12 protein-coding genes, 2 pseudogenes and 1 riboswitch are annotated in these 14,216 nt (G+C 48.3%); of the genes and pseudogenes, 13 read left to right on the top strand and 1 reads right to left on the bottom strand.

Annotation, left to right across the window (positions count from 1 at the left end):
* Window positions 1-173 precede the first annotated feature (173 nt).
* From SSCH_RS01465 to SSCH_RS01415, 11 genes and pseudogenes are all read left to right on the top strand, one after another.
* A complete protein-coding gene (locus tag SSCH_RS01465) occupies window positions 174-359 on the top strand; it encodes a hypothetical protein (protein ID WP_044663917.1) in 186 nt (61 codons plus the stop codon).
* Window positions 360-621: 262 nt separating this feature from the next.
* Complete coding sequence (locus SSCH_RS01460) at window positions 622-1,116, top strand: NADH-quinone oxidoreductase subunit NuoE family protein (RefSeq protein WP_232294143.1); 495 nt, start codon at window positions 622-624, stop codon at window positions 1,114-1,116.
* Window positions 1,113-2,927, top strand: coding sequence for an NADH-ubiquinone oxidoreductase-F iron-sulfur binding region domain-containing protein (locus tag SSCH_RS01455; protein ID WP_044663916.1), 1,815 nt, complete (start codon window positions 1,113-1,115; stop codon window positions 2,925-2,927). Before SSCH_RS01460 ends, SSCH_RS01455 begins: the two co-directional genes overlap by 4 nt.
* Before the next feature lie 13 nt (window positions 2,928-2,940).
* Window positions 2,941-3,687: a 2Fe-2S iron-sulfur cluster-binding protein gene (locus SSCH_RS01450; RefSeq protein ID WP_052835180.1), complete on the top strand. Its 747-nt coding sequence runs from the start codon at window positions 2,941-2,943 to the stop codon at window positions 3,685-3,687.
* A gap of 271 nt (window positions 3,688-3,958) precedes the next feature.
* Window positions 3,959-5,175: pseudogene (locus SSCH_RS01445) on the top strand (iron-containing alcohol dehydrogenase).
* A gap of 156 nt (window positions 5,176-5,331) precedes the next feature.
* Window positions 5,332-6,480, top strand: coding sequence for an iron-containing alcohol dehydrogenase (locus SSCH_RS01440; protein ID WP_044663921.1), 1,149 nt, complete (start codon window positions 5,332-5,334; stop codon window positions 6,478-6,480).
* A gap of 218 nt (window positions 6,481-6,698) precedes the next feature.
* Window positions 6,699-7,502, top strand: a complete 804-nt coding sequence (gene larE / locus SSCH_RS01435; RefSeq protein WP_052835181.1) for an ATP-dependent sacrificial sulfur transferase LarE — start codon at window positions 6,699-6,701, stop codon at window positions 7,500-7,502.
* A gap of 64 nt (window positions 7,503-7,566) precedes the next feature.
* Window positions 7,567-7,698, top strand: a riboswitch (molybdenum cofactor riboswitch).
* Window positions 7,699-7,920: 222 nt separating this feature from the next.
* Window positions 7,921-8,904, top strand: a complete 984-nt coding sequence (gene moaA / locus SSCH_RS01430) for a GTP 3',8-cyclase MoaA (RefSeq protein WP_044663915.1) — start codon at window positions 7,921-7,923, stop codon at window positions 8,902-8,904.
* 3 nt (window positions 8,905-8,907) lie between these two features.
* A complete protein-coding gene (gene moaC / locus SSCH_RS01425; protein ID WP_084710836.1) occupies window positions 8,908-9,408 on the top strand; it encodes a cyclic pyranopterin monophosphate synthase MoaC in 501 nt (166 codons plus the stop codon).
* Complete coding sequence (locus SSCH_RS01420) at window positions 9,393-9,851, top strand: MOSC domain-containing protein (protein WP_044663914.1); 459 nt, start codon at window positions 9,393-9,395, stop codon at window positions 9,849-9,851. Before moaC ends, SSCH_RS01420 begins: the two co-directional genes overlap by 16 nt.
* 169 nt (window positions 9,852-10,020) lie before the next feature.
* Window positions 10,021-10,512: a MogA/MoaB family molybdenum cofactor biosynthesis protein gene (locus SSCH_RS01415; RefSeq protein ID WP_044663913.1), complete on the top strand. Its 492-nt coding sequence runs from the start codon at window positions 10,021-10,023 to the stop codon at window positions 10,510-10,512.
* A 52-nt stretch (window positions 10,513-10,564) separates the two neighbouring features.
* Here SSCH_RS01415 and SSCH_RS01410 read toward each other — a convergent pair whose 3' ends face one another.
* Window positions 10,565-11,767 (bottom strand): molybdopterin molybdotransferase MoeA, encoded by a 1,203-nt coding sequence (locus SSCH_RS01410; RefSeq protein WP_044663912.1) that lies wholly within the window; start codon window positions 11,765-11,767, stop codon window positions 10,565-10,567.
* A 205-nt stretch (window positions 11,768-11,972) separates the two neighbouring features.
* Here SSCH_RS01410 and SSCH_RS17965 point away from each other — a divergent pair, with 205 nt between their 5' ends.
* Window positions 11,973-12,149 (top strand): hypothetical protein, encoded by a 177-nt coding sequence (locus SSCH_RS17965; RefSeq protein ID WP_156972021.1) that lies wholly within the window; start codon window positions 11,973-11,975, stop codon window positions 12,147-12,149.
* A gap of 258 nt (window positions 12,150-12,407) precedes the next feature.
* Window positions 12,408-14,000 (top strand): annotated as a pseudogene (locus SSCH_RS20655) (molybdopterin-dependent oxidoreductase); the annotation flags it as partial.
* Window positions 14,001-14,216: the final 216 nt, after the last annotated feature.

Here is a 14,216-nt window from a genome sequence, read left to right as displayed (position 1 = left end):
ATGGAACACCTGCCATCTAAAATTACCGAAGTTACGGAACAAAATAAAGGGGCATTTAAAAAATGGAATTGGAAATAGTGCTGGCAGACCAACCAGCCCTTTCCGCATCTGCTCCCCCGGAACAAAAGTGGCTGGGATGAGGTTGCAGCCAGCTTGATAATTTTATTGACCAGGTGGATATCAAAGCAGGGTTTGACCTTCCTGGTTATCTGGATTCTATCAAAGAGGTGTCCAATGAATCCACCAGAAAACTTATTGAAAAGAGCCTGGATGCTTCAGGTGGGCGCTATCCCCAGGCCGCAAAGTGGTTAAAGACCACACCAAGGGTACTTCGGTACCTTTATAAAGAAAAGAAATAATCAATTTGAAGGTTACAAAAAATTGTTTGGCTTCCGAAAAACCGGAAGATTGTGCCGCGAAAACGGCATTTAAAGTGGCAGATGTCTGGGGATATTTGTCATCCGTGGCTCTCAGCTGGTTGAGCAGCAGGAGGGGTGGATCCATTGGTTCCGCCTCTTTTTAAATTTCTTTTTAAATTATTGAAAGGATAATGTGGTGAAAAAACGAATTTATTAATAGATAGTGTAACTATACAGGGACAAGTATCAAGGAGAGGAAGGTATGGATATGGCGGTAAACAGTCAGCAGGTGGCTGACAGGCAGGCCATTGAGAGAATAGTTGGCAGCTACCCTCCTGAACGAAGATATACCCTGGCAATCATGCAGGATCTGCAAAAGCATTTTAACTACCTACCCAAGGAGGCTTTGAAGATGACAGCGGTGCATGTCAAAACACCTTTATCCGCTGTCTTCAGTATGGCTACCTTTTACAAGGCCTTCAGCCTTGTTCCCAAGGGCAGGGTAATTCTCAAGGTTTGTGATGGAACTGCCTGTCACATCAAAGGTTCTAATGTAATGATCAATGAAATTTATAAAACACTGGGGATCAAGCCTGGGGAGACCACCCCTGACGGCGAGTTTTCACTGGAGACCGTAAATTGTCTGGGGGCATGCGCTTTAGCACCTGTTCTTGTAGCCAATGAAAAGGTTTACGCAAAAATTACTCCAACTGCACTCAGAGAGGTCATCAACAAGTATCGGGGGGCAGATCAATGATCATACATCAAGCGAACAACCCGGAAGAAAGAATGATACTGGTCTGCTGTGGTACAGGGTGTTTGGCCAATGGCAGTGGGGCGGTTTATGAGGAACTTTGTCGTGCCCTGGAAGGGAATGATAGGTATCAGGTAAAGACCTTTGCCAAAGCAACAGGTTGTAACGGCTTATGTGAAAAGGGCCCCCTGGTTAAGATCATGCCTGATGATATTACTTATTGCCATGTCCAGGCAGAGGATGTTTATGAGATAGTAGAGGAGACACTGATCAAAGGGGAACTGATCAAGCGCCTGATGTATCGTGACCCGACTACAAAACAGTACTATAGGTCACACCGTGACACCAATTTCTACAAAAAGCAGCATAAGGTAGCCCTGCGCAACATCGGGGAAATCGATCCTGCTGAGGTCAAGGATTACCTGGAGCGGGGCGGCTATCAGGCCCTGGAAAAAGCCATCAAAACCATGACCCCGGAAGAAGTTATTGAAGAGGTGTTGAAAGCCGGTCTGCGTGGTCGGGGCGGCGGTGGTTTCCCAACGGGTCTCAAGTGGAAAGCCTGTGCATCCACAGACAAACAGCCGAGATATGTTATCTGCAACGGGGATGAGGGTGACCCCGGGGCATTTATGGACCGCAGCATCCTGGAGGGAGATCCTCACACTGTGCTGGAAGGGCTAATTATCTGTGCCTATGCCATTGGAGCATCCATGGGGTATATCTATGTGCGTGATGAGTACGGCCTGGCGGTCAATAACCTGATTCTGGCTATTCAAAGTGCCCGTGAGTGCGGATACCTTGGAAAAAACATCCTGGGAGCCGGTCTTTCTTTTGACATCGAGATTGTCCGTGGTGGCGGGGCTTTTGTCTGCGGTGAGGAAACAGCCCTGATCAACTCAATTCAGGGCAATGTCGGTGAGCCCTGGGATAAATATATTTTTCCTACTGAAAAGGGGCTTTGGGACCAGCCTACAGTGATCAATAATGTGGAAACCTGGGCGAATGTACCTGTGATTATTAATGCAGGTTCTGAAAAGTTTGCTTCAATAGGTACTGAGGGCAGTAAAGGAACCAAGGTATTCTCCCTGGTAGGGAAGGTTGTCAACACAGGCCTTGTGGAAGTGCCTATGGGAACCACACTGCGCGAGATTATTTTTGAAATCGGCGGTGGGATCCAAAAGGGGCGCCGGTTTAAGGCTGTACAGACCGGTGGGCCTTCCGGGGGCTGCATCCCGGAGAGGCTTCTCGACCTGCCTGTGGATTTTGATACCCTCACCCAGGCTGGATCGATGATGGGGTCAGGCGGTTTGATTGTCATGGATGACCGCACCTGTATAGTCGAAGTGGCACACTACTATGTAAATTTCCTGGCGGGTGAATCCTGTGGTAAATGTGTGCCCTGTCGGGAAGGGGTTAGCTTGCTGCTGGATATTCTGACACGCATCTGTGAAGGGAAGGGGAAACCGGAGGATCTGGATCTCCTGGAGTCCATGAGCAAGACGATTCAACAGGCCGCTCTGTGTGCTCTGGGGAGAACAGCCCCAAATCCGGTGCTTTCCACACTGTACTATTTCCGTGATGAATATCTGGAGCACATCAATAACCACCGCTGCCCGGCCGGGGTGTGCAAGGAACTGACCGAGTTTTATATTGACCCGGAACTGTGCAATGGTTGCGGCCGCTGCCGCAGGAACTGCCCGGCTGATGCCATCACCGGGGAGACGAAAAAGGCACATCAGATCGATATATCTAAATGCATTAAGTGTGGAGAATGTATTAACAACTGCAAATTCCAGGCTATAAAGGTTAAATAAGGGGGTGGGAATAGTGAAAATCAGGATCGATGGCATCGAAACAGAGGTTACTTGCGGAGAAACCATACTGGAGGCAGCCAGAAGGGCTGGGATAGACATTCCCACCCTCTGCTACAGTGAGGCATTCGGCGGCCAGGGGGTCTGCCGGTTTTGTATGGTAGAGATCGAAGTTGATGGCAAAACGCGCCTGGTAGCATCCTGCACCTATCAGATCACCGAAGAGATGGAGGTCAGGACAAATACTCCGGCTGTCCAGGAAATCAGGCGTAATCTCGTCACACTCCTTTACAGGAGGGCACCGAACAGTGATCTAATGAAAAAACTGTTTCAAGAGTACAACTGCGATAGGATCGAACCGCTTGATCCCGAAGAGAGCTGTATTATGTGCCTGCTCTGTGTTAAGGCCTGTGAAAAGGTAGGAGCCAACGCTCTTTCTTCAGCCTTGCGGGGAACGGAGAAAAAAGTGGCAACACCCTTTGACGAGGGGTCCGAGGAATGTATGGGATGCAGTGCCTGTGCCGATATCTGCCCCACCGGGGCAATACCGGTGAAGGAAGAGGACGGGTATCGGGAGATCTGGCACAGGTCCTTTGAGATGTCCCGCTGTGAAGAGTGCGGAAAATACTATTGCACACAACCGGTAAGCGAACATGTTAAAGAGCAGACAGAACTCCTCAGTTCAAGTGATAATATGTGTTCGAACTGCAGGAGGAAAAAAATTGCGGCGGAGATGGCTAAAGTCTGCCTTCATGTAGACTAGAGCTGATAACGGGATTTTGTTGAATCTAACGCGAATGCGTATGCACCTGTCGTATCTACGGCAGGTGCATATTTAATTTATCGGTATTCAAGCCTTTTTGTGCGTTCAGGGGAAAGAAGCGGCTGGCACGTATTTTGCACTATTACAGAATACAGCAATCGTTATCAGACTAAGGTGGGGGTGGTTTTGGGGTTGCTATGGTAGAGAGAATTGAAAAGTTTTAAGTCGGTAATCATATTAAAAACAAACTAAGGAGGTCAACAGGAAACTTATGTGGGAAACAAAAATGAATATTAACCAGGTAGTAGAGATCCGTACACGGACACTATGCTATTTCGGAGTGGGAGCACTCCAGAAGGTCAACGATATCTGCGATTGGCTGAAGAAGAACGATATCGATAAGGTGCTCATCTGTACGGACAAGACGGTTTACAAGGTAACAGGTGTCTGGGATGTTTTGGAGCCAGCCTTGAAGAAGCGTGGGATTGCTTGGGTTATGTTTGATGAGGTTGTCCCGAACCCGACCGTTGATGGAATCGACACTGCGGTCAAGATGGGTAAAGACCTTGGCGCCCAGGCGGTATTCGGAATCGGCGGTGGCAGCCCCATTGATACCTGTAAGAGTGCTGCTGTTCTCCTGCATGCGGACAATGCCCAGTACAATGCTCGTGACCTTTATACCTTCAAATTCAATGCCGAAAAAGCTGTTCCTATTATAGCAATCAATACCACTCATGGCACAGGTACAGAGGTAGACAGATTTGCAGTTGCCAGTATCCCGGAGAAAGAATATAAACCTGCCCTGGCAGTGGACTGCATCTATCCGGTTTTTGCTATAGATGATCCCGCAGTGATGACTAAACTACCGGCGAACCAGACACGCTATACATCAATTGACGCCGTAAATCATGTCAATGAGGCCTGCACCTCTCTCGTCACCAGCCCCTATGTGGTGATGATGGCCAAGGAAGCTGTTAGACTGGTTGCTCGCTACATGCCTCAGGCTGTTGCCCATCCAGATGACCTGACAGCAAGGTACTACCTGCTCTACGCGTCCATGATTGCAGGGATTGACTTTGATAACGGCCTTCTGCACTTCACTCACGCCATGGAGCATCCACTGAGCGCAGTAAAACCGGATCTGCCTCATGGTCTCGGTTTAGCTATGCTGCTCCCGGCTGTAATCAAATATACATACCCCGCTGTTCCGGAAATATTGGCAGCAATCTATGAGCCATCGTTCCAGGTTTACAGGGAGTACCGGGTGAAGCAGAAGAGTGTGCAGTAGGTGTAGAGCAGTGGCTGTTCAATGCAGGTGTCACCGAAAAACTACAGGATATGGGATACACTGATCAGGATGTTGATAAACTGGTACACCTGGCATTTAACACACCCTCTCTTGACGGCTTGCTGGGAATTGCACCGATCAAGGCTACGGAAAAGGTAGTCAGGGCAATATTTGAAGACAGTATGGCTCCCTTGGCATAAGCTGATCATATGAGTTACAACTGCCGACCGGATCTTTATTCTGGCCGGCAGTTTTTTTGTGGCAAAAAATACTGTCGAAAAAAGAGGGTATTTCTTATTTTTAAAGAAAATTATTTTGGAAAGGAGCTCGTTTATAACACAACAGGGGGTAAATATATGGATATATTTAAGTTTATGGTTCCAGAAATTATTTTTGGCAGGGGCACATTAAGTCTAATCGGAGAGAGTGCGCTTCGCTTGGGAGCGACAAGGGTGCTTCTCGTCAGTGATCAAGGGGTTGTGGATTCCGGTTGGGTTGACGAGGCTGTCAGGCATTTGAAAGATGTCGGCCTGGAGTACTGTGTGTGGTCAGAACCCACTGAAAATCCCAAGGATTACGAAGTTGATCACGGCAAGGAGCTGTACCTGGAAGCCGGCTGTGATGCTGTTGTGGGAGTAGGCGGTGGAAGTGCTATTGATGCAGCCAAAGCAGTCGCTATTCTAGCCACCAATGGAGGCAAGATCCACGATTACGAAGGGGTGGACAAGATCGATAAGCCCCTCCCCCCACTGATCTGTGTGGCCACAACGGCGGGAGCGGCAGCAGAGGTTACACAGTTTGTTATTATTGTTGACACCCAAAGAAAGGTTAAAATGACCATCGGCTCAAAATCTCTGGTGCCGGATATTGCCATCATTGACCCCATTTTGTTGAGCACCAAAGATGCCAGATTAACAGCAAATACAGGGATCGATGCCTTAACACATGCCATTGAGGCGTATGTCTCAGTTGCATCCACACCGATCACAGATATCAATGCCCTAAGAGCCATCAAAATGATCACAACATCCTTGAGGGCCTCTGTAGCCTCCCGTACTAATATTGAGGCCAAAACAAATATGGCTATGGCCAGCCTGCTGGCGGGAGTTGCCATGTCCAATGCCATCCTGGGCGCTGTTCATGCCATGGCACACCCACTGGGAGGGCTTCTTAACCTTCCCCACGGGGAGGTTAACTCCATTTTGCTGCCTCATGTGATGCGCTTTAATCTGATTGCCTGTATGGATCGTTATGCTGACATCGCCAGAGCCATGGGAGAGAATGTCGAAGGACTCAGCAAACGGGATGCCGCGGAAAAGGCGGTTGAGGCTGTAGAAGGCCTGTGCCTGGATATAGGTGCCAAAAGGAGTCTCTCGGAAATTGGCTTGCAGGAGGAGTACATCATGGAACTCAGCAAGGCTGCAGCAGAGGATGTCTGCTTGATCACAAACCCAAGGGATGCTACTGTGGAGGAAATCGCTGAAATCTATAGATCTGCACTTTAAAATGCGCCGGGAACCGTCCCCAGAAATGCGCCGGGAACTGTCCCCAGTGCATCTCCAGATCCGCACTTTAATAAGTTAACGGTGCCCGGGCACCGGGTATGGTCGTTACCAAAACCTATTTCCGTAATGTTGTTAAAGATACCCCTGTCACCTGCGAAGGATTCAAGGGATGTTTTATAGAATGTTTATATATCATCCAATGTGAGGAGATAGAAAAGGTGACCGAGCATCCCGCAAAAAAGATTGAGGCATTGAGGAAAAGGATCAGAAACTATAACAGTGTTATTATCGCGTTTTCCGGTGGTGTGGACAGCACCTTTCTCCTGATGACTGCAGTTGAGGAATTGCGGGAAAGGGCTCTAGCGGTAACATTGGACACCGTACTGATCCCGCGGCGGGAGCTGCGGAACGCCCAGGAGATTGCACATCTCCTGGGGGCCAATCACACGATCATCACCGCTGACCCGCTTAAGCTTCCCGGGGTAAGGGGTAATTCGCCGGAGCGCTGCTATCACTGCAAGAAGCATCTTTTCGGGCTGCTTTGCCAGCTTGCCAGGGAAGAGGGCTATCAGGCTGTTTTGGATGGCGCCAATAAGGATGATCAAAGTGACCACAGACCTGGAATGAGGGCATCGATGGATCTAGGGGTGCACAGCCCCCTCCTGGAGGCGGGAATAACAAAAGAGGAAATTCGCCAATACTCACGCACAGCGGGACTTCCTACCTGGACCAAACCTGAGGCCGCCTGTCTGGCGAGCAGGATTCCCTATGGTGAAGAAATTACTGTGGGTAAGCTGAAGATGATCGAGGAAGCAGAAGCCTATTTGAACTCTTTGCTCAACGGCCAGGTGAGGGTGCGCTGGCACCGTGGTGTAGCCAGAATTGAGACAGCTGTTGATGCCTTTCCAATTATCCTGGAGCACCATCAAGAGATTTCTGAAAACATCAGGAAGCTGGGCTTTTCCTATGTAGCCCTTGATCTGATGGGGTACCGGAGGGGCAGCTTAAATGAAGTTTTATAATGTACTATTTGCATTACGACAAAAAAGTAAGATTTTCATGTATAATTAATAATGTAAAGCAAAGAAATATGAATAACTCCGATTTAGCTCTTCTAAAGCATCAGCTATGGGGGCTAAACGCATGCATTAATGCTGTAGGGTAGAGGGGAAACCCGGATACCTCCCAACCTTGGAAAGGAGTTGCTCACGTAAAAAATAGTGCAGGCAATTCAGGTTGGCACTATTTTTTTAATTGCGTGGAAACTGAGAAGGAGGAGAAGAGATATGCCCGGCAGCCATGGAGATAGCGACCTCCCTGGGTGTAGAGCCTAAGGTTGTTGGGGAGGCCTGCAATGAATTAAACATCAAACTATACGGCTGTGCGCTTGGCTGTTTTTAATATAAAAAAGAGCAAACCAGGAGGGAAAGGGGTAGGCTAATGGAGGATCGCTTTAGGCGCCGGATTGATTATCTGAGGATGTCTATAACCGACCGCTGTAACTTGCGCTGTCTTTACTGCATGCCCCCCCAGGGTGTCACCAGCAGGACACGGGATGAGATCCTGCGCATGGAAGAGATCCTGAGGGTAGCGGAGGTGGCCATACAGTTAGGAATCAATAAATTTCGGCTGACCGGTGGAGAGCCCTTACTCAGAAAGGGGGTCATCCCTTTTATCAGGTCCTTAGCGCTTTTACCAGGGGTTGAGGACATAGCGGTGACCACCAATGGAACACTTCTGCTGGAGATGGGCGAGCAGCTCTGGGATGCCGGGGTAAAAAGGCTCAACATCAGCCTGGATACCCTGGACAGCGAAAAATTTAACCGGATTACCAGGGGTGGCAACTTAAAGCAGGTATGGGATGGCATAGAGAAGGTGCTGGAGATCGGATTTGCTCCCGTTAAGCTTAATATTGTTGCCCTGCGTAATTTCAATGACCGCGAATGGGCGGATTTTGCCCGCCTGACCCTTGATTATCCCCTCCATGTGAGGTTTATTGAATTGATGCCTATAGGTACAAGTTGGACCATGGCCGGGGATTCTTTTGTTTCCTGTGAAGAGATTGTGAGTGTGATTGAACAGGAGTTGGGTGAACTAAATCCTGCTAAAAGTGGGGTGCGGGGCTGCGGACCTGCTGAGTATTACACCCTGCCAAACTCAAAGGGATCCATTGGGTTTATCCATGCCATGAGCAATCACTTTTGCGCTGACTGCAACCGTCTGCGCCTTACAGCTGATGGGAAACTTCGCCCCTGCCTTCACGACCAGCATGAAGTTGACATTAGGGAGGCCCTTAGATCCGGTGCGGGTGATCGAGAACTGCAGCAGCTATTCCATAAAGCTGTAGCCTTAAAACCCGCAAACCATCATCTAGCAACAGGTGCTCCTGAAGCCGGGCGGGGCATGTGCCAGATAGGGGGTTGAGTGGTGGACGACCTTACACATTTTGATGACCGCGGCCGCGCCCGCATGGTTGATGTGGGTGCCAAGGGTGTTACAGAGAGGGAAGCCAGGGCGCGGGGCACTGTTTTCATGGCACCGGAGACCCTACAGCTAATCAAAAGCGGGGGGATCAAAAAAGGGGATGTTCTGGCTGTTGCTCAGGTGGCAGGAATTATGGGAGCAAAGAGAACCTTTGAATTGATCCCCATGTGTCACCCCCTCCTGTTAACAGGGATCGATCTCGATTTTCACTATGATGATGAAGGCTCTGCTGTGGAGATTGAGGCACGGGTGCGCTGCCAGGGGAAAACCGGTGTGGAGATGGAGGCACTGACCGCAGTCAATATAGCTGCCTTGACCATCTATGATATGTGCAAAGCTGTTGACCGGGCAATGGTCATCGGAGAGATTCGCCTGGTGGAAAAATCTGGCGGCAAAAGCGGGACATTTTTCCGGGAGGGTGAACAAGAATGGGAAAAATCATAGCTGTTTGTACCAGTGAAAATACAGGGGAGCGCAAAAAGAATAATGGCCAGGGGATGCTCCTGGTAAATCATGGATTGGAAGGAGATGCCCATGCCGGGGATTGGCACCGGCAGGTGAGCCTTCTGGCCATGGAAAGCATCAAAAAAATGCAGGACAAGGGTCTCGATGTGGGGCCTGGTGACTTCGCTGAAAACCTGACTACTGAGGGGATTGAATTGGTTTCATTGCCCATAGGTACCAAGCTGAGGCTTGGCGAGGAGGCCATGGGGGAAGTGACACAGATCGGGAAAAAGTGTCACAACAGGTGCGCTATTTACTACCAGGCCGGAGACTGTGTGATGCCCAGAGAGGGGATCTTCATCCGTATCCTTCAAGGTGGGCAGGTCAGGGCCGGAGATATTATTGAGGTTGTCGGTGACAGCCACCCGGGAGAATCTGATTAACGCGCATACCGGGGACAGCCCCCCTTGCACGTGTCTCCCTTGCGGGAGCTTTTGGGGAAGCTGTAGCCGGATTACAGGTGACAAAAGGCCAGCTAACTAAAGTCAAGACCTGCCGGAAGGGGACCTGCCAGGGAGACCGTCCCCGCGGCTGGAGTTTGAGGAGGTGATTATGATCAGAGTTGCTATACTTACAGCAAGCGACAAAGCTTCACGAGGTGAGCGTCAGGACCGCAGCGCCCAGGTGATCAGGGAGCTGGTTGCAGGGGTTGGCGGTGAGGTGGTTGCCTATGATGTGGTGCCTGATGTAAGAGAAGTTCTAGCGGAAAAGATTGTGCAGTACACTGACCAGGAGCAACTTGACCTGGTTTTGACAACCGGGGGCACCGGCCTAGGGCCGAGGGATGTGACACCTGAGGCAACCCTGGATGTGGTGGAGCGGCTTATTCCCGGGATCGCTGAGGCAATGCGGCTCAAGGGTTTGGAAAAAACACCCCATGCCATGCTCTCCAGGTCTGTGGCCGGCAGCCGTGGCAGGGCTTTGATTATCAATCTGCCTGGCAGTCCACGGGCTGTAAAGGAGAATCTGGAAGCTGTTTTGCCGGCTATTCCCCATGCCCTGGAAACCCTGCAAGGGCGGGGTGGGGAGTGCGCCAGGCCATAATAGTTTTCCACAAGTACATTGAGGATTAGAAAAACAGATGATAATCTAATGGCTAGTTGAGGATTATAGCTCTTACCATATCCCCTTTTGCTCCCTGCCCGGCTCGAATGTCCAATATTAAAGAGATGTTTTTGATGGGATTATTATTTCCGCTGACAGGTTGGGCATAAACACTGCCCTGTTCAATGAGCATTTCCCCCTGGCACAGTCTGCGATAAGGCTTAATCTTTTTTATCGGACTGTCCAGTTGTATATCAAACCATTCCCTGGCAGAAAATAGATCCCCTTTTAATTTTAGCAGTGCCGGCTTAATTAAAACTTCGAATAATATCCCTGCGGCATGGGGATTGCCTGATAAATTGTATAAGAGTTTGCCATTAAAAAGCGCCGCAGATGTTCCCTTGCCGGGCGTAATATCTATTCCTTTGAAAAGAGGACTGGCATTTAGATACTCAAAGGCGTTATAAACCAGGTCGTATACCCCATTACCGGTTCCTCCGCTGATGATGATCATATCAGAAACAGGTGTCGCCTTTTCAATTTCATTTACAATTTGCTGTAAATCATCCTTAATTATAGAATCCGCTAAGACCGGTATGGCACCGCTGCCTGCTACTTTAGCTGACAGTAGGCTCCGGTTGCTGTTATATATCTGTCCTGTTTTGATAGGTGAACCGGGTAAAAGCAATTCACTTCCGGTGTTAATAACATATATACGGGGGATTTGGTGAACCAAAATATTTTCGATCCCACAGGCAGCTATCCTTTCCAAGATTTCTGCATTTAGAACCAGCCCTTTAGGTGCTACCCTCTCTCCTGCTGTCAATTCGTGGCCTGCCCTTTGGATGTTTTCACCCTGCTTCAGACTGCCGCAGGCAACAATCAGGTTTCCGGAAATTCGGACGTCTTCCTGCTTGATAACAGCAGCACAGCCTTCAGGAAGCAAGGCGCCTGTCATTATTCTATGTGTTTCCCCGGCCCTGATCTGTTTGCTTTCTATGGAACCCGCTTGGATGGTAGCTATTACCTTTAGTGTCAGCGGTTCGCCTGTTCTCAGTTTTCCCAGATCACCCTCACTGATTGCATAGCCGTCAATTGAAGAGCGGTCAAAATTGGGTACATTAATGGGGCTTGCTATATCCTCCGCGGCCACCCTCATGAAGGCATCATTGATATGCAGGTACTCGCTGTCAAGTGCTTGAATATGATCACAGCAAATAGCAATAGCTTCCTCTAAACCCCTTTGTACAGCCAATTTATTCCTCTCCTCTTTAATATTCTATTTAACCCTTTTTGAGATACCTGAATCCAGGCTTAAACCGAAAGTCCTTGCGCCACTGGCAACTACTATCTTTGCTGTTATTATATACCATACAGTATGGATTTCTCCTGGTGATTCTGTTGATCGAATTGATCAGAACACCGGTTTTATTTAAGTTATTTATACATCAGGTACGGCAATGCCTTCCAGTAAAAACAAACATATTATTGGTATAGTAGACTGGCTTGAATGTTTCCACAAAAAAAAAGACCAAAGTTTTACGGCTTTAATCTCTTTGAGTAATGATGATCTTTCAGGGTTTTGGCAAAGCATTATTCTATCCATGCCGTTTTTATGGCAAAACAGCAATAAATGAAAACAGAGATTGAAGTCGACGTTGGAAAAACAGCGGAAGGCGATTATTAGCAACACCCAACCTGCGGTTTCTGACCCTGTTTTTCTTGGATATACATCTAAAATTGTCGAAAAGGGGAGGTTGAAAAATTACAAGATTTGTTGCACATACACTAAATAATAATAACATATTTGCAGGATTTTTTACACCTGTATAGAATAATAATAACTAATATCAAAGAGTGTGTTGAAACACTCAGGAGGGGAGGATGGATTAGGGATGAATGTAACTCGACGGGGCTTCCTTAAGCTATCAGGCCTTTCCATTGCTGCATTGGCGACTGGCTTAGGGTTTGACCTTTCAGCAGCGGAAGCCCAAGGGTATGCATTGAAACTCGAAGGATGCAAAAAAATACCCAGTATCTGTCACTTTTGTTCAGGTGGATGTGGTTTACTCCTGCATGTTAAGGGAGGAAAATTGATCCACCTTGAAGGGGATCCGGATAACCCAACCAATGAAGGGACACTTTGTCCAAAGGCGGCTAGCCTGGAACAGGTGGCCTATTCTCCGGAACGTCCAAAGAAACCGATGCGTCGTGCTCCCGGTTCTGATCACTGGGAGGAGATTTCCTGGGAGGAGGCCATTGATCGTATTGCCAAGAAAACAAAGGAGGTACGGGATGCTACCTGGACCAGCACTGACGAGATAACCACAAAAACAGGAGAAAAACGAAAGGTTCCGGCAAACCGCGCAGAAGGAATTGCAGTTATAGGCTCTGCTGAGATCGATAATGAAGAGTCCTATCTGCTTACTAAATTCAGCCGTTTGATCGGAACTCCATATCACGAACACCAGGCCCGTATCTGACACGCGCCCACGGTGGCTAGTTTGTCACCTTCATTTGGCCGTGGTGCAATGACCAATTCATGGGCGGATATGCAGAATTCCAAGTGTTTTCTTATTGCTGGAAGCAACTGTGCCGAAAACCATCCCATTGCCATGAGATGGATAAACCGCGCAAGGGAGAAGTATGGCGCAAAGATTATTGTTGTCGATCCTCGCTTTACGCGTACAGCTTCCAAAGCTGACATCTTCGCACAAATACGTCCTGGCACTGATATCGCTTATTTAGGGGCCATAATAAATTACATCATTGAGAAGAAGCTCTATGATGAGTATTTTGTTCTCAATTTCACCAACGCACTTTTCAAGATCAATAAGGACTACAAATTTGAAGATGGGTTATTTTCTGGTTTTGATGCCGAGAAAAAGAAATATGCAACAGCCAGCTGGGCTTATGAACTGGATGCGGAGAACAAACCGGTAAAAGCTGCCAGCCTGGATGAGCCGAATACCGTGTTTTCAAAACTCAAAGAGCACTATTCCAGATACACCTTTGAGACTGCGGCAAAAATATCTGGGATTCCAGCTGAAAAAATCAAGGAAGTAGCGGATACTTTCTGTAACAACAGACCTGGTAACATTCTTTATGCTTTAGGAATGACCCAGCATACCACAGGTGTGCAAGGAATCCGTGCTTATGCGGTTATTCAGCTGCTGTTAGGCAATATAGGAAAGGCCGGTGCCGGTATTCAGGCACTGCGTGGAGAGCCCAATGTTCAGGGTTCTACCGATATGGCCAACCTGATTGCCAACCTGCCGGGTTATTTACCTTATCCCACCAACGCAGAAGTAACACTGCAAGATTTTGCGGTAAAACATGGTTCTGCGCAGTACAAACCAATGGTGGCCTTGCTTAAAGCCTGGTTTGGTGATAATGCCGCCGCTGAAAATGAATATGGTTATGGGTATTTACCCAAGCTCGATCCAACCAATAAACCAACACAGGTAGAATTTTTTAAATGGATGGATAATGTCGCCTCTCACTCCCAATGACGGGGGGAGAGGATTTTTTTCTTGCTTTTTATGACGTAAATGATGCATACTGATTGACATATGGATTATTTATTGACATGACAATCATCACGGAAGGATAAATAGCGAGAAGGGGAACCCCTATGGCACGCCCGCCAAGTCCCCCTTCCCTAAAAACACTGAAATGAATCTTACTCGAAACTCCTTAAACTG

It is taken from the genome of Syntrophaceticus schinkii (assembly GCF_000946815.1).
Classification (GTDB): domain Bacteria; phylum Bacillota; class DSM-12270; order Thermacetogeniales; family Thermacetogeniaceae; genus Syntrophaceticus; species Syntrophaceticus schinkii.
Note: the sequence above shows the minus strand (reverse complement) of the source record. Positions and strands in the feature narration are given on the sequence as shown.